The sequence below is a fragment of the Bradyrhizobium vignae genome, from assembly GCF_004114425.1.
In the GTDB taxonomy this organism is placed as follows: Bacteria; Pseudomonadota; Alphaproteobacteria; order Rhizobiales; family Xanthobacteraceae; genus Bradyrhizobium; species Bradyrhizobium vignae.
This window is the reverse complement of record NZ_RDQF01000031.1, coordinates 63,559-83,168: the sequence shown is the minus strand read 5'-3', so window position 1 is coordinate 83,168 and position 19,610 is coordinate 63,559. Positions and strand designations below refer to the sequence as shown.

Annotated in this window: 14 protein-coding genes and 1 pseudogene; 4 read left to right on the top strand and 11 right to left on the bottom strand. The window is 58.0% G+C overall.

Annotated elements, in window-relative coordinates; all coding sequences use genetic code 11:
* Positions 1-114: pseudogene (locus EAV90_RS24190) on the top strand (IS5/IS1182 family transposase); the annotation flags it as partial.
* Between the two features lie 287 nt (positions 115-401).
* Here EAV90_RS24190 and nifA read toward each other — a convergent pair.
* From nifA to EAV90_RS24135, 11 genes are all read right to left on the bottom strand, one after another.
* Entirely contained in the window at positions 402-2,234 is a 1,833-nt protein-coding gene (gene nifA, locus EAV90_RS24185; RefSeq protein ID WP_129144914.1) for a nif-specific transcriptional activator NifA, read from the bottom strand.
* 185 nt (positions 2,235-2,419) lie between these two features.
* Positions 2,420-3,256: an SDR family NAD(P)-dependent oxidoreductase gene (locus EAV90_RS24180; RefSeq protein ID WP_129144913.1), complete on the bottom strand. Its 837-nt coding sequence runs from the start codon at positions 3,254-3,256 to the stop codon at positions 2,420-2,422.
* Between the two features lie 834 nt (positions 3,257-4,090).
* Entirely contained in the window at positions 4,091-5,203 is a 1,113-nt protein-coding gene (locus EAV90_RS24175; protein ID WP_129144912.1) for a nodulation protein NodZ, read from the bottom strand.
* Positions 5,204-5,395: 192 nt separating this feature from the next.
* The gene (locus tag EAV90_RS24170) at positions 5,396-7,399 is read right to left on the bottom strand and encodes a carbamoyltransferase family protein (protein ID WP_129144911.1); all 2,004 of its coding nucleotides are present in this window, start codon (positions 7,397-7,399) and stop codon (positions 5,396-5,398) included.
* Positions 7,400-7,713: 314 nt separating this feature from the next.
* Positions 7,714-8,502: an ABC transporter permease gene (locus EAV90_RS24165; RefSeq protein WP_129144910.1), complete on the bottom strand. Its 789-nt coding sequence runs from the start codon at positions 8,500-8,502 to the stop codon at positions 7,714-7,716.
* Between the two features lie 3 nt (positions 8,503-8,505).
* Entirely contained in the window at positions 8,506-9,426 is a 921-nt protein-coding gene (gene nodI / locus EAV90_RS24160; RefSeq protein WP_129144909.1) for a nodulation factor ABC transporter ATP-binding protein NodI, read from the bottom strand.
* A 1-nt stretch (position 9,427) separates the two neighbouring features.
* Entirely contained in the window at positions 9,428-11,137 is a 1,710-nt protein-coding gene (nodU, locus tag EAV90_RS24155) for a nodulation protein NodU (protein WP_129144908.1), read from the bottom strand.
* A gap of 13 nt (positions 11,138-11,150) precedes the next feature.
* Positions 11,151-11,780, bottom strand: coding sequence for a nodulation methyltransferase NodS (gene nodS, locus EAV90_RS24150; RefSeq protein ID WP_129144907.1), 630 nt, complete (start codon positions 11,778-11,780; stop codon positions 11,151-11,153).
* 11 nt (positions 11,781-11,791) lie between these two features.
* On the bottom strand, positions 11,792-13,168 hold the full coding sequence (nodC, locus tag EAV90_RS24145) for a chitooligosaccharide synthase NodC (protein WP_129144906.1): 1,377 nt from the start codon (positions 13,166-13,168) through the stop codon (positions 11,792-11,794).
* A 16-nt stretch (positions 13,169-13,184) separates the two neighbouring features.
* Positions 13,185-13,844, bottom strand: a complete 660-nt coding sequence (gene nodB, locus EAV90_RS24140) for a chitooligosaccharide deacetylase NodB (RefSeq protein ID WP_129144905.1) — start codon at positions 13,842-13,844, stop codon at positions 13,185-13,187.
* Entirely contained in the window at positions 13,841-14,470 is a 630-nt protein-coding gene (locus EAV90_RS24135; protein WP_129144920.1) for a NodA family N-acyltransferase, read from the bottom strand. Before EAV90_RS24135 ends, nodB begins: the two co-directional genes overlap by 4 nt.
* Positions 14,471-15,306: 836 nt before the next feature.
* Between EAV90_RS24135 and nodD1 the strand changes: the two genes are divergently transcribed.
* From nodD1 to EAV90_RS24115, 3 genes are all read left to right on the top strand, one after another.
* Positions 15,307-16,251: a transcriptional regulator NodD1 gene (gene nodD1 / locus EAV90_RS24130; RefSeq protein WP_129144904.1), complete on the top strand. Its 945-nt coding sequence runs from the start codon at positions 15,307-15,309 to the stop codon at positions 16,249-16,251.
* 630 nt (positions 16,252-16,881) lie between these two features.
* Positions 16,882-17,853, top strand: coding sequence for a transcriptional regulator NodD2 (nodD2, locus tag EAV90_RS24125; protein WP_129144903.1), 972 nt, complete (start codon positions 16,882-16,884; stop codon positions 17,851-17,853).
* Between the two features lie 915 nt (positions 17,854-18,768).
* Positions 18,769-19,482 carry a MerR family transcriptional regulator gene (locus tag EAV90_RS24115; protein WP_208738540.1) on the top strand — a complete coding sequence of 238 codons (714 nt, stop codon included), beginning with the start codon at positions 18,769-18,771 and terminating at the stop codon, positions 19,480-19,482.
* The last annotated feature ends 128 nt before the right edge of the window (positions 19,483-19,610 follow it).

Genomic DNA, 19,610 nt, shown 5'->3' with positions numbered 1-19,610 from the left:
ATGTTTTGCCGCCTCAAGGACTTCAGGCGGATTGCGACCCGCTACGACAAGCGAGCCGACAACTTCCTCTCGGCCATCCTCTTGGTCGCCGCCGTTACTTGGTGGATCAATTGAGTCCGGACCCTAGTCCGAGCTTGATCGACGGATAAGCATGACGCTTGTTAGATGTTCAGCAACCGACTGTTCGCGATTGCATGGCCCGCCCATTGCGAGCAAGTCCTCCGTCATCGAACCAGGTGAGCCCGCCTTTCGACAGCAGACCCGCAAGCGTGCGCGGTGACGCTCGGGGCCAAGTCGCCCCCGTGGGCTGACCCATTTCCTTCAGATTGCGATGAGATTGCCTATCGGAGATAGTCCTCTTATAGCTGTTTGGCAGTAGCAGTTCCCACCGATGTCGTCGTTCAGAACCGCTTTATCTCGATTCCGTATTTCCTCAGCGCGTAGCCAATCTGGCGCGGCGTTAATCCGAGCAGGCGCGCTGCTTTTGCCTGCACCCAGCCAGATCTTTCCATGGCCGCAATGACCCGTTCGCGATCGGCTATCCTCGCGCCACTAACGAGAACTGTGCCGGGAGGCCCCAGTGAGGCCAGTTCGCCGCCGACAGACTGGATCGGCTGGGTCGGCTGGCTCGGCTGAGGTAGCGGAATGGTCGACTTTGCGGGCACCGATGGCATGGGTGCGGGTTGGTCTGGTCTCTCGTCCGACGTGCCTTTCCACAGCATCGCAGATAGGCACTGGCCGTGGCAGCATGCAAAGTCACTTCTCACGATCGATGATCCGGCGCACAGCGTCGCTGTACGCTCGATGCAGTTCTCGAGTTCGCGGACATTTCCCGGAAAGCCGCAGTTCATCAGTACATCGATCGCACTCGCCTCCAAGGTCAGCGTACGGCCGTTCTCGTTATTAAAATTTCTGAGGAACTCCCTGGCAAGCAGCGGAATATCACTGCGTCTTTCGCGCAGCGGTGGCAACAGTAATGGAACTACACTGATGCGATAGTAAAGGTCCGCGCGAAACTCGCTCCTTGCGACAGCCTCTTCAAGGTTCTTGTTGGTCGCAGCTATTACTCGAACATCGACCTTAACAGTCTGGTTACTGCCGACGCGCTCGAACTCCTGCTCTTGCAGAACGCGCAGCAACTTCGCCTGGAACGAAGCTGAGATCTCGCCGATCTCGTCAAGAAACAGCGTTCCTTTGTCAGCAAGTTCGAAGCGCCCCTTGCGCGAGCTGAATGCACCGGTAAAGGCGCCTTTCTCATGTCCGAATAACTCGGATTCCAGGACGGTCTCAGGAAGCGCCGCGCAATTCAGCTTAACGAACGGGCGCCTGGCGCGGGACGATGATTCGTGAATGGCCTTAGCTACGAGTTCCTTTCCGGTACCGGATTCGCCACGCAGCAGAACCGTGCTGTTAGATCTGGCTACAACCGCAATCTTCTCGAGCAGCCCGCGCAGGGCCGGACTGTCGCCAATGATCCCATGGGCGTGTAGCTTCTTGCGCTCCCGAGCGGGTTGCCTGAGCTCTAGTACTTGCTTTTGTAGCCGGTCTTTCTCCGCCATCAGCCGTTCGCGATCGCAGGCGAACAAGCGATGTAACTTCACTGTTTGTCCCACCAGGTTGGCGATCATGGCGAGCAGTCGCGCATCGTACTCGAGCCTGAGACTCGACCTATCGTCGCGGATCCGGTCAACCGTCAGCGTTCCCACGACCTTCAGATCAATACGAATGGGAACCCCAATGAACGACACTGGCATATCATCAGAGGCGCCGAGCACTTCCCGGTCGGCAGCACTGAATACCGGCTCGGCGGCCACGTTCTCGACGACAAGAGGCCTGTCCGTCGCGATGATCTGGTCGATTGCCTTCCGCGGCAGTCGCATCCGGTAACGTTCGTCGCTGCCTTCGCTCCAGCCCGCGCCCACTGTAATGTCCGGCATGCCGTCCTCATCGAACAGTGAGACAATGCCGTGTCGCATCTGCACAAAAGACTGCAGAAGACCAACAACGTTGGCCAACGTGACTTCAAGCCGACAAGGAGCGGTGAGTATTTTCGATATTTCGAAGATGCCGGTGAGCGCGCTCTCACGCAACGGTTCCCCCGAGAGCTTACCTTCCGGCTCAGGTTGCGAGGCAGGTCTTTCACGTGAGGAAGGTATATCCAGCATGAGGCGGGCTCCGTTCTCTTGATCATCCTCCCTGGTACCTTGTCCCGGTTGGCGAGCTTCGTTTTGCATGTCACTCTCGATCTAACGCCAAGTGTTGACGAGATGACATAGAACCGTGACACCTTTTCATGGCACGACGGTAAACTTACGGTGTGCATTCATTTCATTTTTGCGGATTGCGTGCGCGACGTCAGCGGAGAACATAAGCACCGCTGCTGCAGCTCACGTCAGCTGCGTCGCCAAGGCCGGCCGATTCACAGATGTTGCCCACCATTGATCGGTACCTCGGCCCCCGTGACATAGCTCGCCGCATCCGAGCACAGGAAGAAGACGACCCTGGCCACTTCATCCGGGGTTCCCACTCTGCGAAGCGGGATACTTGGCACGAGACGCGCTTCTGTGTCGGGCGATAACATGTCCGTCCTGATTTCGCCGGGCGCGATCGCATTCACGCGAATACCATGCGGCGCATAATCGTGGGCCATTTCGCGTGTGAGGCTCGCAAGCGCAGCTTTCGACGTCGCATAGGCACTGCCGGCAAACGGGTGCACCCGCGAGCCCGCAATCGAAGTCACATTCACGATCGATCCTGACGCGGCTCTTAGCTCGTCAAACAAACCCTGCGCCAACAGGATCGGGGCCACCAGATTGAGATGGAACACCTTCATCCAAGTCTCGATTGACGTCGTCAACGACGTCATCCGATCGCCAGCGGGCGTTTTCGGCGAGACACCGGCATTGTTCACTAGCGCGTGCAAAGGTGCACCGACCAAGCGTTTCTTGACCTCAGTGATCGCGCGCGGCAGCATTCGATGATTGCTGAGGTCGATCTGGACATGATCGTCGTTCCCTGCCTCCCAGGGGCATCGCTCGCCGTCGAACGGTTGACGCGCGCAAGAAATGATGCGCCAGCCCGCCTCCGAGAACAGCTTGGCGGTGGCATGACCAATTCCGCGCGATGCGCCGGTGAGCAACATCACCTTCTGTTCTCCGCCATGAACACGGGCTTTATCGGCTTGAAAGGGGCAACCCAAATTTGCTTCGGGCACCGGGCCTTTGATCAGATCGTCATTTGGCAGATCCAGACCCACGCTCGCCTCCTCTCCTGCTGCGCGACGCACGCGTAGCAGGATTTGGGCCACTGCGATGCATGTAAATCGGCTTCCGTTTTGCGTCCTAATGTCGCGCACAGCGAATGCTTGTCGGGTTCACAACACGTTGCGTGTGCTTTGTGACAGCGATGGTGCATCAGCTACGCAATGTCGCCAGCACAGTCGCCCTCGTAAAGAGACGGCTACGGGCCACACTCTCTTTCCTGATCGCAGAACCGGAAAAGTCAGCAGATGGCCAGCTCCTCGCGTCGAGGCAACGATCGATCAGGAGAGCGACCGCCGCGAGTAGCCGCCTCAACTCAAAAACTGACGTTACCAGCTTCGTAGGTTAGATTCGCCGGCAATTGATGCTGGACTTCATCACCGCCCTGCTCTGCTGTGTCCAGCACTGGCACATCGCCGGGCGGATTGATTCCGGATCCATGACCTGGCGTGCTGACTGTTTTTCAAACAACAGTGGAACTCGAGAGCGCCCGTCCGCACCAGCGAGTACCGACCCAAGACGGAACTCGCCGGCCCGGAGACGCTTTCGATGTGTTCGTCCGCGATCGACCACCGATTAGCTTCGACTTGAGGCCTCCCGAGGCGAAGACGAAGACGTGTTACAGCTGTTTCCCGGGGCGGCAGCACGTTAAGGTCATTGTTCGACGTCGAGCTTCAGCGGAAGACATTCGGACCCCGTGTCGCTCTGTTCTTCGGTGGAAGTTCGCGACGGAGCATCACATTGGGCAGACAATTGCCGCCCCGAAAAGATCTGCCAATACTGCTGGATGCAAAAAGCGGCAATCAGATCGATTAGACGCGCTACGAATTTCATGAAGCCACGAGCTCTTGCGAGGATTCTTCAATCAGGATCAAGCGGCTTGGATCGTTCAAATCGAATTCTATAACGCGTGGGGCAGAGAGACGCGCATAGCGCGTGAAGGCGCTCGTCGGGGGAAAACGGATCACGGTGTCGCAGCGCGCAAGGAGATACATATCAATGAGGGCGGAAACGCCGCCCTCGACTCCGAGCGCGGCGTTGTGCAATGGGCCGGCCTGAGGTGCCTGGAACCGTTTTGGGATCGTGAGAACATCAGGAAATATAGTCGAGACCTTCTCAACGACGAGCGCGCTGTCCGTGCACAGGAAAGCCTTCACGGGTTTTGCGTGGGGTAACCCCCTAGCCTTATCAATGGCATTACAGACCTGTCGCAAGGCGCGCTCCGGGTCAGCCCAGTAGGGAGCATGCCCCATAATATCCTCGCCGTTGCCATGGCGGACATGGATGCCGATGACGCTGTACGATTCAAAGTGCTCGCGGTAGATCGCATCGATCCGAGCCTGAATGTCAGGTCGTGGCTTGATGCTGCGAAAGATTTCTCGTTCGGCCTCCTGATCGCAGCGCCACATCAGGCAGGCGTCACATACAACCGTGTTAGCGTCACTATCTTTCTGACTTTGGAATAGTTGATCGAGTTCGTCGCGTTCCCGGAAAATCTGCTCGTCCGGGCGATAGACGCAATCGATGGATGGTTTATTCCACCATGCCGGGAAGAATGGTCCCGGAAATGAACACTTATTGATCTCGTCGTCGCAAATCACCCGCACGCCAGCAATGCCCTGAACGGGTTCGAAGAAGACTGGAAAGGCATTCGTGAATGGCTCATCAAGGTAACAAGATCCCCGCCAATCAATGGCTAGCGTCCGTCCTGTCTGCTTTGCAAAACGCCAGGCTGCCGCCAGTGACCACAGGCAGTCGCCGAACCCCGTACGTCGCCGAGACACTACGAACCGATCATTCCTCGAACCGCTAAGCATCTGCATTGCCTCTTCCCGGGCTCCTGGTTGGACAAGAGACGTCATTGCGGACATCTCACGTATCGTCGCATCCGACGTCATGGTCGGAAATCGCGCTGCCGGCGAGCTGCGTCGGTAGAACTTCATAGCAACGCTATCCTGATGTGAGCGGGTTCTCTCGACGATTTCGCCTTTTCTTCTATTCAGTAAAATTTCGTCGACTTACGTTACTTCAATCGGATGTACATTGCGCCATCCTCTACGCCGGATGCCCTGCCCCCGTACATGTAGGCATATACAAGCTCATCACCTCGGTTATGCTTGGCCTTGCACTCCATTTCAGTCGCAAGCCGCGCGCGGCGGATGCAGCCGAACGCCCCGCAGCTCCCACACTAGCCGCAACTCCTTCACGAGATCTTCACGCTTGGCCTGGCCCAGCATGGTTGATTCGAGAAGCCGACCGAGCGACGCCTCGCCCTCGATCCGCATCAAGATCTCGAAAAGCTCGTGTGAGATACGCATACTGTCGCGGCCGGAATGTCCAGTGCGGATCTCGCAGACCGTTTCCTGACGATCTGGCGCCGTGTGGGAGCGAACACGATGAAGGGATGCATACGGCGGCAGTGAAACGCTCAGTGCACTCCAATCCTGCAGTGTTGCTGATCGCTTTCGGACGAGGAAAGGTCCAACAACAAGTCCGTCCAGGCCAGTCGTCAAGAACGTGGTGATCGCATCTGAAACGGACTCCACGATCGGCTCGGCATTGTTGTTAAATGACGTATTTAGAAGAACCGGGATGCCGGTTCGCTTCTTGAACGCATTAATTACATCCCAATAGGTGGGGTTTGTCTTGCGCGATACTGTCTGCAGCCGAGCGGTCCCATCAACGTGCGTGATCGCACCGAGCACGTTACACTTGGCTTCACGCACACGAACCACGAAGTTCATGAAGGGGAGCTGCCGCGTGCCGTCGGGAAGCTCAAAAAACTCGCTCGCATCCTCCTCCAGTACAGATGGCGCAAACGGACGATAGCCCTCACGCTTCTTGACCATCGCGTTGATACGGTCCTTGTTTTCCGCAGGCCGCGGGTCCGCAAGAATGCTGCGGTTACCAAGCGCACGTGGGCCGAACTCAGACCGGCCCTGAACCCAGCCGATTACAGCTCCATTTGCCATCCAGTCTGCCGCACTGAATGCTATGTCATCACTTCGTTGAATGTCGAGGTGACCTGACCATGCGTTGAGCTCATGCTCAACGGCTTGCTCGTTTCCGAGATCGGGCCCCCAATAAACGTCCGGCAGTCGCTCGCGCGGCGCTGGCCTGCCCAGCTCGTTGGACATCATCAATGCAGCGCCGAGTGCGCAACCGGCGTCGTGCGCCGCGGGTTGGACAAAGATGTCGTCAAATAGCCCGGAATAAAGCAGCTTACCGTTCAGCGTACAATTATGGGCTACACCTCCAGCCAGGCACAAGCGAGTCATGCCCGTCGCTTCGCGATAGTGCCGCAGGATGTGGAACACGATCCGCTCCAGCGCTTCCTGCAGCGAAGCGCTGACATCTCGATGCTGTTGGGTGAATGGCATTCCTTTTCGCCGAACATCGATGTTGCGGACCAGGGCCGGACCGATTCGATCCAGGTGAACGCGATAGCCACCGTTGTCCAACAATTCGTAGAACTGCGCGAAGAGTTCGCGATAGCGAGTCGGATCACCGCATGGGGCAAGTCCCATCACTTTGTACTCGTCGAACAACCCGTAGCCGAGATATCGAATCGTCTCGAGATAGAACAGCCCCAGGGAACTATTTTCCGGGAAGCTTGCAAGTTGCGCAATTTCGGTGCCAGACCCCACCGCCAATAAGCCCGAGTGAAAATCGCCACCGCCGTCGATCGTAAAAACGAGACTTTGCTCGAACCCGGACATGGCAAACGCGCTCACGGCATGCGCCTCGTGGTGATTCACGAAGGAAAGCCGGGACGGATCGATCTCGGCGCCGAACTCCCGTGCCAGCAGCTGCCGCAGCAACAGTTTGGCGTCCAACGGAACGGGATGAGAAACAGAAAGACGCTCGAGCATGGTATTGCAGTAGGCTTCGGTCGCGTAGAACGCGATGCGGTCGATCTCGCCGAGCGAGACCCCTGCGGCGGAAAGGCAGTATCGGATCGAATTGCCCGGGAACTTGTTGGAGTGTTTGACGCGATTGAGACGCTCCTCTTCGACAGCAGCGATTACGCGGCCATCCTGCACGAGAACCGCAGCGCCATCGTGAAGAAATGTATTCGGCAGCTCCGGCGAGTTTTCATAGATTCGGTCAAGACCGCCACTCACTCCCAGGCACAACATCTCATTTCTCCATTTGATGATGACGGGAAGGCCAACTGCCGTTCCATCTATCTAATCGTCCGACGGCTGCGCGGGCCAGACAGCACAACCAGGACCTTCCAAAGTCCGTCTCCGCGCCTAGCGACAGGCGCTCAGAAAATAACGGTGCTCGCGTCCGCGCCGATCGACCGAACAGGTGGCCGTAGACCTGGCTCGATCGCGGCCCTCTTGAGGCCATTGCAGCAGCTGCTGGGACAGACGAGGTCTTCCCGAGCTTCCGCAGAAGCATCGTGATCCTGCATCGATTGACTTTCCCCGTTCTCGCTCAACTCACCTCAACGCAGCAGGCGGCGCCGGAACAGTGCTGTCGACACGAAAAATGGCAATACCGCGTAAACGCAAAGCGTACCGACGTGCAGGGCAACACTGTCGGCGCCGCGCTCAAGCATCGCCGGGCGAATAAGGTCGACCGAATGTGCGAGCGGCAACATGCCGGCGAAGTGCTGCAATGAGCCGGGCAGTTGGCTCATCGGAAAGACCGCGCCACACAGAAACACCATAGGAGTGAGGAAAAGTGTCTGGTAAAACACGAAGTAATCGTAACTTGGCGCAAGAGATATGACGACCATCGCCAGGCTGGCGAAGACAAGGCCAGTAAGGGCGATTGTCGGCATCGCATACAGAATGGATGGCCATGATGCATAACCCAGCGTCGCAGCGACGATCCCGATCGCTGTTCCCGCCAGAACGGACTTACTGGCCGCCCACGCCAGTTCACCCAGAACGATATCGCCAAGGGTGAGCTGAGTAGAGAGGATCGCTTCCCAGGTGCGTTTGGCATCCATCCGCGCAAAGGCTGCATACATGGTTTCAAAGGTCGCAGACGTCATGGCGCTGGTCGCGACCATGCCCGCCGCCAGAAACGCGATGTACGACGTCCCCTCAACGCGCCCGACGATCAGGCCAAGGCCAAAGCCGAGCCCAAGCAGATTGGTTATAGGATCTGCGAGGTTGCCCAGAATCGACGCAAGTGCGGCTTTCTTCCATGCTAGAAAGTTCCGACGCCATACCGCGATCCAGTTGTACGCGTTAGCGGGCATTACCGCCGCATAGCTTTCACCCATCGCTCACTTCTCCATCTCGCGCCCGGTGAGCCGCAGAAACACGTCTTCGAGATTCGGCGGGCGCTGCAGAATACGGAGGCCCGCTCGCCCGCGCAATTTCACGCGTACCTGCTCCGGATGTGGCGCATAACAAAAGAGAGTCTCGCCACTGACTTCGATGTGCCGCGCATACGGCCTGACCAGCTCGCAGAGCTGATGTGGATCGCCCCCATAGATTTCAATGACGTTGCAGCCAATGTGCTCATCGATCAGGGCGTCTGGCTTGCCTTCGGCGATCTTGCATCCACCCTCAAGCACGCACAGCCGGTCGCACAGCCGTTCGGCCTCTTCCATGAAGTGAGTGGTCAAGAGAATCGTCTTGCCACGCGCAAGCAGAACTCGCAGGCGCTCCCAAATCAGGTGGCGTGCATGCGGATCAAGACCGGTTGTAGGCTCGTCCATCACGAGTAGATGGGGATCATTAAGCAGGGCGCGCGCCAGCGTCAGCCGCCTCTTCATGCCACCGGACAACTCGGAGACGCGCACATCCGCCTTACTCTCGAGGCGCGCAAACTCGAGCAGCGATGGCACGACCTCCTCGATCTTGCGAACGCTCATGCCGAAATAGCGGCCAAACACAAGCAGATTCTCTCGCACGGTGAACTCGAGTTCAAGGTTATCGAACTGCGGCACCACGCCGATGCGTACCCGCGCCACACGAGCGCGGGAAGGCACAGGCTCATTGAGGACCGTAATCTTGCCTGCATCCGGCGAAATCATGCCGAGGAGCATACGCGCAATCGTGCTCTTGCCAGCTCCATTTGGCCCAAGCAGGCCGAAGCATTCTCCTCGCGCAACCGAGAATGACAGTTCATTGACGATGACCTTGTCGCCAAATGATTTTTTCACGTCGGCAAGGTCGATCGCTACCGTGGACATGTTCATCTTAGGCTGAAAGAAGTCGTTCAGCGGACGATGGCTTCTCAATGACCGTTTTGGTCCAAAGCTGGCCGTCGCACCACACATGCTCAACACGCCCCCATTGGCAGGCCGCGGCAGCATCCGGGAAGAATCCCCGTCCGTGGAGGTTGGCGCTCGTGTTGCAGAGCAGCGGGATTCCCGTGAGTTGCTCAAATTCGACGAGAAGCGCCGCGACCTTGTGCGGAGAGTTGCGGGAAATTGTCTGCAGCCGCGCCGAGCCGTCAAGATGGACCACAGCGGGGACCTTGTCGCGCCATTCCGCCCGGGTCTGGTGATCGAACAGCATGTAAGGATCTGGCGTACCTGGGCTGAAAATTTCTGGCGCCCGATCCTCCAGACAGATCGGCGCCACCGGCCGGAAGTTCTCGCGACGCTTAATGTCGTTGAGATGATCCTTCATTGCGGGCGAGGTGGGCGCTGCAAGAATGCTTCTGCCGCCCAACGCCCGCGGCCCAAGCTCGGCGCGCCCGGAAAGGAAGACGACCGGCTTGTTGTCGGCGAGAATCGCCGCAAGTTCACGCAGACTGCATGGCGTCGCCTCCCAATCCGGCGGAAGCTCGCTGTCCTGCAGGTCCGGACCACTGTAGACTGACCATTCCAATGGCCCGAAGCCATTTTGCGCCGCTATCGCGCCACAAGCGGCGCCGATCGCCGATCCGCTGTCATTCGGAAACGGTGGCACCCAAACATCATCGAACAGTCCCGTCGCGCGAAGCGCGCTGTTCCACTTGATATTGAGACCGCAACCTCCCGCGATACATAGATTTCGGGCCCCCGGGAGCGCCGAGTGTCGCAGCAGAACCATCGCCATTTCCTTGACAAGGAGACGCTCCACGAACACATGAAAGGACGCAAGGACGTCCTCCGCTCGCTTGTCCGTCAGGCGCAGCGCGCTTGCCTCGAAGAAGTCGTGCAGTGCTGCAAGAGACGATTCCGCATTGTTGATGTCAGCTCGGTAGCGATGAGCCTGCTCGGTGTCAGCGGCGAAGCGCTTTTCATAGAGCTCCTGAAACACCGCCACGATGCTTTCGTCGACAGAGCCAAGCGCGATGTAAGCCATCAGCTTGCCGGCTATGCCCAAATCCCAACTCGAGCGGTTCGGTTGCCTGTAAGGGCCGAAGTGAAGGCCCGCGGCGGCGTAGGCATGGCCGATCATCGGAAATAGGGATGCAATGAGCCGCGCCCCCCGAGGTTCGACATAGTAAAGACGTGGAAAGATGCAGCCATCCCATACCAGACAGAGTGCGGGTTTTCCCGCGCTGGCAAAGGGACTCGTGCTATACGCTGACGCGACGTGGCCCGTGACGTGCGGGTAGCTCTTATATGAAAAGACCTTGCCTCCGAGGATCAGGCCAAAGCCGTCGACGGAATCAAGAAGGCCCTCAGCATGGCGCTCGACATATGGCGCCCCTTTCAGCGCGATCGGCACAGCGCCACTTAGGACCTGGAACTGCGACTCAATCTCGCCATCCCAGCCGTCGATGACGAACTGATCGATATCCCGCGGATCCAGTCCATGCTCCGCCAAGGCGAGCACGACTGCATCGAGATTCTCGACGGATTGGTAGCGTGGACCGTTGCCGCACTTTTCTTGCTCGGTGCAAAAGACAAGCCGCCCGTCCTCGACGACGGCAATTGCCCCGTCATGTGTTAACTTGATACCGCAGATGCGCATACGATCCCCTGGTCTAGTGACCGACGTTTGATTGTTCTGACGAGTGACCCGGCTTTCGGAACCGAACGATCAAGCAGTCTTCGTTGACCGATTCGGTGTGGCAGTGCAGTCGCTCGACCTCCGATAGGCTCTCGGTGAAGAGCGCGATCACCGTTTCGGCACCAGCAGCATGACCCCACCGTTGACATGTGGCGTCACGTGCGGACCCGAAAATCAGAGCTCCATTTGGAGCGAGCATACTCACCAGGTTGCGGATAGCCGCATGCATCTCGACAACGTCCTTGAGGTAGTAAAGAACCTCGGCCACGACGATCAAATCGAACTGCTCAGTGGTTGAGAACCTCTGAATGTCGCAGACTACCCACGTGATATTTGGCCGCTTCGAAGTCCGTCGTCGCGCTCGCTCGATGGCCTGCGGCATGACGTCGACCACGGTGAGTCGCTCGCATAGCGGCGCCAGCATGTCGGTGAATGCGCCGGCTGCACATCCAACTTCGAGGGCACGCGCAACATTTCCATTGCAACGCGACATCCGAAGCATTTGTGCGTATCGCGCCTGCTCGAAAGAACTACTGTCGAGGCCCCATGGGTCGTCGACAGCCAACTCTCGCTCTAATAGCTGGTGACTTGCGTCCGGAATCATGAGCCAATCGCCTACTTGCAGGCCGTCGAACGATCGTGAGCGCAAACACTCTTCGTTGCCGTCAGGGTCGATTCACCGGACGAAAACCCCGCCTCGCGAATTGTTCCAGACATTCCCCATTTACTCGCAGCACTTCGTCCAGCGTTCGGGTGCAGGGTGACAGACTGCTTTTCCCCTTCGGCCGGCACATTGGTGACCTTGCGCGATAGCCAATCGCTGTTGCTCAATGTACAAAGCGCATAGGCCTTCAATGGAAGTAAGAGAAAGATATTGATTGGTGTGTGGAGCGAGAAGCCGAGAAAGCGGAATTCGCGCGCACGAAGGGCTGCCACACTGCACCGGACCATTGTCATTGCTGCAATCGTCAATCCCGTCCACCAGGGCACAGAACCGACGATCAGGAGCTGTGCAAGCGCTGCCAGTGATGACAGGGCAAGAAGCAACGGGCCGAGATTTTGCCCGATAACGTCTAGCGTCAGATAGCCATCGAGCTCCGGCAGCAGGCGAAATGCAAGGAACGTGTCCCGGAAGGTACTGCGCGCCCAGCGCAGTTGCTGACGTAGATATGGCCCTAGGCGGTCCGGGACAACTGTTGCTGCGATCGCGTCCGAGACGTATTCGGTTCGAAATCCCGCCTTGAGCATGAGGATTGTTAGATGGCGATCCTCGCCGAAATCGCTCGGCTTGCCGCGAAAGAATTGCGCCTCGTATTGATCAAGAAGCAAGGCGAGCGCGGAGCGACGATACATGGCACATGGACCGCAGCAGCACATGACGGCACCGAAACGCGCCTGCGCCGCGCGCTCTTCGTTGCATGCCAGCCAGTATTCCATGTCGATCAGCCTGGTCAGCCAGGTTTGGCTGCGATTGCTCGCTATCAACCGACCCATGGCTGCACCGATTTGCGGGTCATGCATCTTCAATACGAGCTTGGTAACAACGTCAGCGGCAAGGATCGTATCCGAGTCGACGTTGAGGACCAGGTCACCGGATGAGCTGCGTATTGCGGCGATCTGCGCCTTGCGCTTTCCGACGTTCTTTGCCAGCAAGATGATGCTGAACCTCGGATTGTTCGCATAGATTTTGTGTACTGGCGCGACAAGTTCGCGATTTGCAGATCCGTCGTCGACCACATAGACCTGCAACTTTCCGCTGTAGTCTTGGCTCGCAATCGACTCCAGACATTGGGCGAGCGTAATTGGATCCTCGTTGAAGCACGGCACGATAACGTCTACACTGGGAAGGAGCACCTCCGATCGTCCCGAGTTGTCCTGGAGCGATGCGTTAATCGCCGGTTGGGCATAAAGCGCTTGCGCGCTCTTGTAGATCGTCGAGAGGAGCGCATAAGACGAAACAGCGACAGCACTGGTTGTAGCGAGCAGGTCCATAGGATGTTGGTTCTGTTCAGTGAAGTTGAGGGAGTGGACGGATGACAAACCCGCGCCGTTGTAGTGCTGGGATCAGATGTGACAGTGCCATCGTGGTCTGATCACGCAGCGTGGCAGCAGTGCAAAGTCGCTCCTCATCAGGCGGATATCCATCGTGCAGGAGCACAATTGCTCCCGGGCGAACGGTTGCCAGTACTGAATTCACAATTCGATCAACCCCGGGGCGTGACCAATCTCTGGGATCGACCGACCAGTGCACAGCTGTGAGACCAGCGCTCGCTGACGCAGAGAGCACCTCTTGTGTCCACATGCCGTAAGGTGCCCGCATGTGTCTGAGCGAGGCCTGCGGACACGCCGAACGGATCGCCTCGCTCGCCGTCAGCACTTCGTCGCGCACCTCCGCTGGTCCGCATCTGGATAGATCCGGATGCGTCATCGTGTGGTTCGCAACCTCGTGCCCTTCCGCGATCATTCGCCGAATGAGTTCAGGTTGTTCGGCCGCATATGTGCCAATCACGAAGAACGTCGCCGGAGCTTGATGTTTCGCCAGGACATCGAGCACCTCTGGCGTGCAAAATGGATTGGGCCCATCATCAAAGGTTAAATAGACGGGGCGACTTCCGGTCACGTCAGCATAGTCGCAACGGACAGCGGATAGGGGGAAACGCTCTTTCACAACTCAGGCCCGTTCCGATCGATTATCGTCCCGGCGGGCCACTCGCCTATCGCGCGTCCAACCGGGAAAACCACCACGATCACGTCTTCGATGCGGATCGGCGACAGATTGGGATAGACGTCCGGATGCGTGGAGCGGACGCGAATGCCAGACATCAGCGTGGCGAGCCCCTGCCTTGCGACCAGTCGGGTCATATGTTTCGCAAGCGCAGGCCGAACCGTACCAAAACCGAATGGAACCCCAAGCTCATGCAGTATCGGATACGTCACGCGCATTGCGTGGCTGATTCCCAGTCCTTCGAGGTCCGGGCGCACCGCATACAAGCCGAGCTCGGCAACGAGTAGATCGACCCCACCAATCTTGATGAACCGGCGTAGTAGCCCGACATGAGCAGCTACCCCGCGCGCGTCATAACCGATAATGCGGACCTCAGGCCTCGCCCCGGCCCAACTGCGGTTGCCTTCAAAAGGCTGCGCATTGAACGCACCGGTCGGCCCGTAAGTGTTGCGGAAGAACTCGGCGAGTTCGGCATGATCGGTGAGCTGCAATTCGCTTTCCCACCGACGGCTCCACTGCACTTGAGAGCGTGCAGAAGGCGCTTCCGTCCGTGATACGGCAATTTTCATGGCGGGTTTCTTTGCGCCAGTGGAATTATGAGCGGAGATGGTCACGTGAACTCCCTAATCGCCGAACCACTGATCAACACTCAAATGCGCTGCCACGACCCGCCCAGAGCGCGGCACTTCTCGACTCCACCGCGCCGTGCGGCTTCGCTCGCGACGAAGCGATCTCATGGTTCGGACTCGTCATTCGGCCAATGCCCCGCGCGAGATATCCCGGAAGATGCCGATGAGGCGATTGGACTAGCCACACTCTGTCTGCCCCACGGAGCTTTTCCGCCTCGGCTCGCATCGCTGTCGACGTTTTGACGTCTAAGGGCAAGCCTTCGATCCGCGGAGCCTCATCGAGGGCGCATCCGACTGACATCAAATCAAGCTGGTTCTCATGCATCTTCGACACGCCCTGAAATGCGGTGGACAGGCGAGCTATTTGGGAGCCGCCTGAATTACTTGGCATCCGCAATCTGCGCCTGCCGCTCTTTCGGGACACTAGAATGCGGCTGAACGCGCTCTCAAGTGTACGCGGGTAAACCTCCAATATGGAAACGGATGGAACGCGCATACCAAGGTTTACGGAGATCGGCCTGACATCTCTAGCGAGCGAGCTTCGCACGGAGAAGAAGCGACGCGGCTCGCAAGGGCCGACCATAGCCATCCTCGAGACGAATGCGCCCGCTGCTCGCACGTCCAGGACTTTTTCTCTGAGCCGGCGTGAATGAGCAGCAGCCATCATGGTATGCCCGATTACTTTTCCAAACTGATGTTTGCTATTCAACATCCCCCAGTTTGGTAAAATCGATTGTTCCGATGGAACACATCCACACGATGGATAGACTCAGAACATGCGGTTCAAGGGACTCGATCTAAACCTTCTCGTTGCGCTCGATGCTCTGATGACGGAGCGAAACCTCACAGCGGCGGCGCGCAAAATTCACCTGAGCCAGCCCGCTATGAGCGCTGCGATCGCGCGGCTGCGCACCTATTTCCGTGATGAACTATTTACCATGAGAGGTCGCGAGCTTGTCCCGACACCTGGCGCGGAGGCGCTTGCAGGTCCGGTTCGCGAGGCCCTGCTGCACATCCAACTCTCGATCATATCGCGAGACGCGTTTGACCCGACTCAGTCGAGCCGACGCTTCAGGTTCATTCTCTCCGATTTCATGACGATCGTCTTTCTTCGCAAAATTGTGGACCGTATCGCAAAGGAAGCTCCGGCGGTGCGCTTCGAATTGCTGCCATTTTCCGATGAACCCGATGAGCTGCTCCGCCGGGGCGAGGTCGACTTTCTCATTCTGCCGGAACTGTTCATGTCGAGCGCGCATCCTAAGGCGACGCTGTTCGACGAGACGCTCGTATGCGTGGGATGCCGCGCGAACAAGCAGCTCTCCCGGCAGCTTACGTTCGAGAAATACATTTCGATGGGGCACGTTACGGCGAAGTTCGGACGCGCGCTCAGACCAAACCTCGAAGAATGGTTTTTGCTTGAGCACGGCGTCAAGAGACGCATTGAGATCGTTGTGCAGGGGTTTAGCCTGATTCCGCCCATATTGTTGGACACGGGCCGTATCGGCACAATGCCCTTACGACTGGCCAAACACTTCGAAAAGCGAATGCCACTGCGGATCGTCGAACCACCGCTCCCCCTACCCACGTTCACCGAGGCTGTGCAGTGGCCTGCGTTCCACAATACCGACCCGGCGAGCATTTGGATGCGGCGGATATTGCTGGAGGAAGCATCCAACATGGGATCTATGCATCAGGAGCCTCCAACTCGCAGGCGCTGCTAGGCTCGACATAGGCCGTTCCACTTTCCAGATAACTAACGATCCTTCGACGTGCTCGGACGATTTCGTCACTTCAACGTCTCTGGCGCGAAGCTGCCAGAGACGGCGATCGGCTGCGAAGACTTGGCCCGTGGTGAGCCTGCTGGCCTCGCAGGAGAGGTTTGATGCGCTTGCACTGCAAACAGGCGACGCCGGCACTATCGGCAGAACACGCCCTCCAGTACACTAATGTTTGGCTTGCCCGATAAAATCGCTTGAACCGCACACTGCGTCAGGTTGTAGGTTCGCCGCCGTGGCTAACGCGGCGCTACGCGGCCGTCGACTGGGCACTTTGGCGAACTCACCGCACTGGCCGGACACTAGGTTCATCTGCCATTAACCATTTGACCGGGTCCTGTTGCGTGGCTCGCCGGAAGCGGCGAGACCGACCAACTTCGGGATTCCTGAACGGTTTGCGGCGGCTGCTGGCCGGCCTACTGCCTAGCTCTCCATCGTTGCGGTCATTTCACGAGCGTCTTTTTGCGATCGTAGGATGGAACGATGTCCATTCGCGCGGGCAAATAGGACCTCTCAAGACGGGCCGTCATTGCTCGCGGTGTGCGCCGCAATTACGTTCACGCCGGATAACAAGACATGCGTTTCAAAGGTCTGGATCTAAATCTTCTCGTCGCGCTGGATGCTCTAATGACCGAGCGCAACCTCAGCGCAGCGGCACGCAAGATTAACCTTAGTCAGCCTGCCATGAGCGCAGCCGTTGCCCGACTTCGTTCATACTTCCGCGATGAGCTATTTGGAATGAGGGGGCGGGAACTTGTCCCGACCTCACGCGCGGAAGGACTTGCAGCCCCTGTGCGGGAGGCTCTAACGCACATTGAGCTCTCAATTATCGCGCGGGACGTGTTCGACCCAGCTCGATTGAACCGGCGGTTCAGGATCGGGCTTTCTGATTTTATAACAGTCGTATTCTTTCGAAATGTCGTGGAGCGCGTCGCGCGCGAAGCCCCCGCCGTCAGCTTCGAACTGGTGGCGGCCACTGGTGAGCACGATGAACTTCTCCGCCGCTGTGAAGTCGATTTTGTTATCTTGCCGGAATTATTCATGTCTAGCGCGCACCCCAGAGCAGCCCTATTCGAGGAGAGGCTCGTCTGCGTAGGTTGCCGCACCAATAGCAAACTGCTGCGGCGTCTTACATTCGACCGGTATATGTCGATGCGCCACGTGGCGGTTAAGATCGAAGGTGCGCGCAAGACGCCGGTCGATGAATCCTTTTTACTCGATCTCGGCCTCAATCGGCGCATCGACATTCTTGTGCAGAGCTTCAGCATGATCCCGCCCCTGCTGGTAGGCACGAACCGCATAGGGACGATGCCATTAGGGCTCGTAAAGCATTTCCAAAGGACGATGCCCCTTTGCATTGCGGAGCTCCCGCAGCCATTCCCCGCCTTCACTGAGGCGGTCCAATGGCCCGTGCTTCACCATAGCGACCCGGAAAGCGTGTGGATGCGAGAGATATTGTTGCAGGAAGCTACCCGCATGTCGACTGGAGAAGCGCCCTCCATCATCTGCGCTTCGGAAGGAGCAGATGCTGCCGGAGGTTTCGCATGATCTGCCTCGCCGTTTGTTCGTGAGGACGTTCGCAAGGTCTGCGAACTTCATATCCCAACGAATGTCTCGGATCAGACAATTTAGGCTCGCCTCGCTCGAATTCATGATCGCTCCATAAAGATTGTCGCAGCGCACGCCTAGCATGATGAGTTCTGTAGGTCTTTCGCACGTTGGCAATCGGCTCAACGCGCGAGGGGCGGCTCGGACTATTGGCTTGCTTAGAGACGACGTACGTGGCACCGGGCCGCCGGCCGCACCCGCCTCGACACAGCAGAAAGGGCCATGGGCTGCTCTCGTCAACTCTCCGAATCGGTAGGGGCTCCGATGAGCGGAGACGCTTCGGCTTCCTCGCAGTCGTACCATCACGCACCGTGAGCGTGCCGGTCATCGATCATGCACATGGCCGCGATCACTCCCGCTGTCGAAGCAGGGATCGCGCTCGCGTGTTGCCCTGTCGCATCACCTGTGAGCACATCGCATCTTCGTCGCTCGCCGCCGCGGGTCTGACTTCTTTTGGCCCTATCGCAGCCAAACGTCTTGACGACGTGCGCTGCAACGACAATGACAAGCAAAGGAGCTGACCGTTGGAGCAATGCAGCGGCGTGTTCGATCCGGAAGAGCTTTCCATCCTGGGACGCCTTTATGATAGTGTGGTCACCGCGCTACCCCCGTCCATGCAAAGTCCGGAAAATCGCACAGCAATCGCCAAGCTCATCCTGGAGCGTACAGCGGCTGGCCAGACTCAACTGGCATGCTTGACGAACTTGTTGATCACCATTTCCCCCCAGGGTTGATCCCACGCCATTCTGAGGATAGTCACCACTCTCGCGCTGGAATGAAAGACGATCCAGCGAGAGCTTTGAAATTACTTGAATCACACGTGACGTCAGGTTGTAGGCTTTGAAATTGAGCAACATGAGCAAAGCTACACCACGAAGGCGTCGATGGCGCATTGGCGAACTTGCAGAGGCGACCGGAGTAACGGTACGCACGCTGCATCATTATGAACACACTGGGCTCCTAGCAGCTTCAGAGCGTACCGACGGCGGCCACCGGATGTACGACCGCGAAAGCATGCAACGGGTTCACCAGATTCGGGCGTTACGTGAGCTTGGCTTCTCCCTTATTGAGATCCGTAAAGCTATGGAGGGCACGACCTCACTCCCCGATCTTCTGCGCAAGCATCTACAGCGGATAGAACTTCAAGTCGCTCGAGCAACTCTGTTGCGAGATCGCTTGCGCAACATGACCATCGACAGTGAAATCCAGGTAAGTGTGGATGAGCTGCCTGCCACCCTCAATGCCATGTCGCGGGTCGAGACGCCCAGTCAGACCTCCCGATGCACCTGCAAGTTAGCTGCAGATCGCGAGGAGCGGTGGCGGCGGATCCGCGACGACTTGCGTGATTGTATGGATCGGGGCGAGCATCCTTGCGGGGAGCGGGCCAAGGCTGTCGCAGTTGCAGCACGCTTGCTGATCAGCGAAATCGCCGGCGCCGATACGCGCGTTTCGATGATCCTGAAGGTCCTTGCACGATTAAGCGCCCCCCGTAGCCTGGCTGGTTGGGATCCCTGCCTCATGCAATATCTCGATCTCGCCCTTGGCGGGTTGGAGGATCAGCCGTACTGACGCCCTCATGGCCGGCTCCGCACGGCATTGCCGATAAGCGCTCGTCGGCTCTGAGGGAGCCGACAGTTTGATGGCCTCAACCGGACAGCCGTCGTGACCTCGTCGATCCGCGCTCGCTGACGCACCAT

Excerpts from the sequence above, each read along its gene's own strand:
- nifA (WP_129144914.1), bottom strand. The coding sequence starts at position 2,234 with ATGCAAAACGAAGCTCGCCAACCGGGACAAGGTACCAGGGAGGATGAT.
- EAV90_RS24175 (WP_129144912.1), bottom strand. The coding sequence starts at position 5,203 with ATGAAGTTCTACCGACGCAGCTCGCCGGCAGCGCGATTTCCGACCATG.
- EAV90_RS24170 (WP_129144911.1), bottom strand. The coding sequence starts at position 7,399 with ATGTTGTGCCTGGGAGTGAGTGGCGGTCTTGACCGAATCTATGAAAAC.
- EAV90_RS24165 (WP_129144910.1), bottom strand. The coding sequence starts at position 8,502 with ATGGGTGAAAGCTATGCGGCGGTAATGCCCGCTAACGCGTACAACTGG.
- nodI (WP_129144909.1), bottom strand. The coding sequence starts at position 9,426 with ATGAACATGTCCACGGTAGCGATCGACCTTGCCGACGTGAAAAAATCA.
- nodU (WP_129144908.1), bottom strand. The coding sequence starts at position 11,137 with ATGCGCATCTGCGGTATCAAGTTAACACATGACGGGGCAATTGCCGTC.
- nodS (WP_129144907.1), bottom strand. The coding sequence starts at position 11,780 with ATGATTCCGGACGCAAGTCACCAGCTATTAGAGCGAGAGTTGGCTGTC.
- nodC (WP_129144906.1), bottom strand. The coding sequence starts at position 13,168 with ATGGACCTGCTCGCTACAACCAGTGCTGTCGCTGTTTCGTCTTATGCG.
- EAV90_RS24135 (WP_129144920.1), bottom strand. The coding sequence starts at position 14,470 with ATGAAAATTGCCGTATCACGGACGGAAGCGCCTTCTGCACGCTCTCAA.
- nodD1 (WP_129144904.1), top strand. The coding sequence starts at position 15,307 with ATGCGGTTCAAGGGACTCGATCTAAACCTTCTCGTTGCGCTCGATGCT.
- nodD2 (WP_129144903.1), top strand. The coding sequence starts at position 16,882 with ATGCGTTTCAAAGGTCTGGATCTAAATCTTCTCGTCGCGCTGGATGCT.
- EAV90_RS24115 (WP_208738540.1), top strand. The coding sequence starts at position 18,769 with ATGAGCAAAGCTACACCACGAAGGCGTCGATGGCGCATTGGCGAACTT.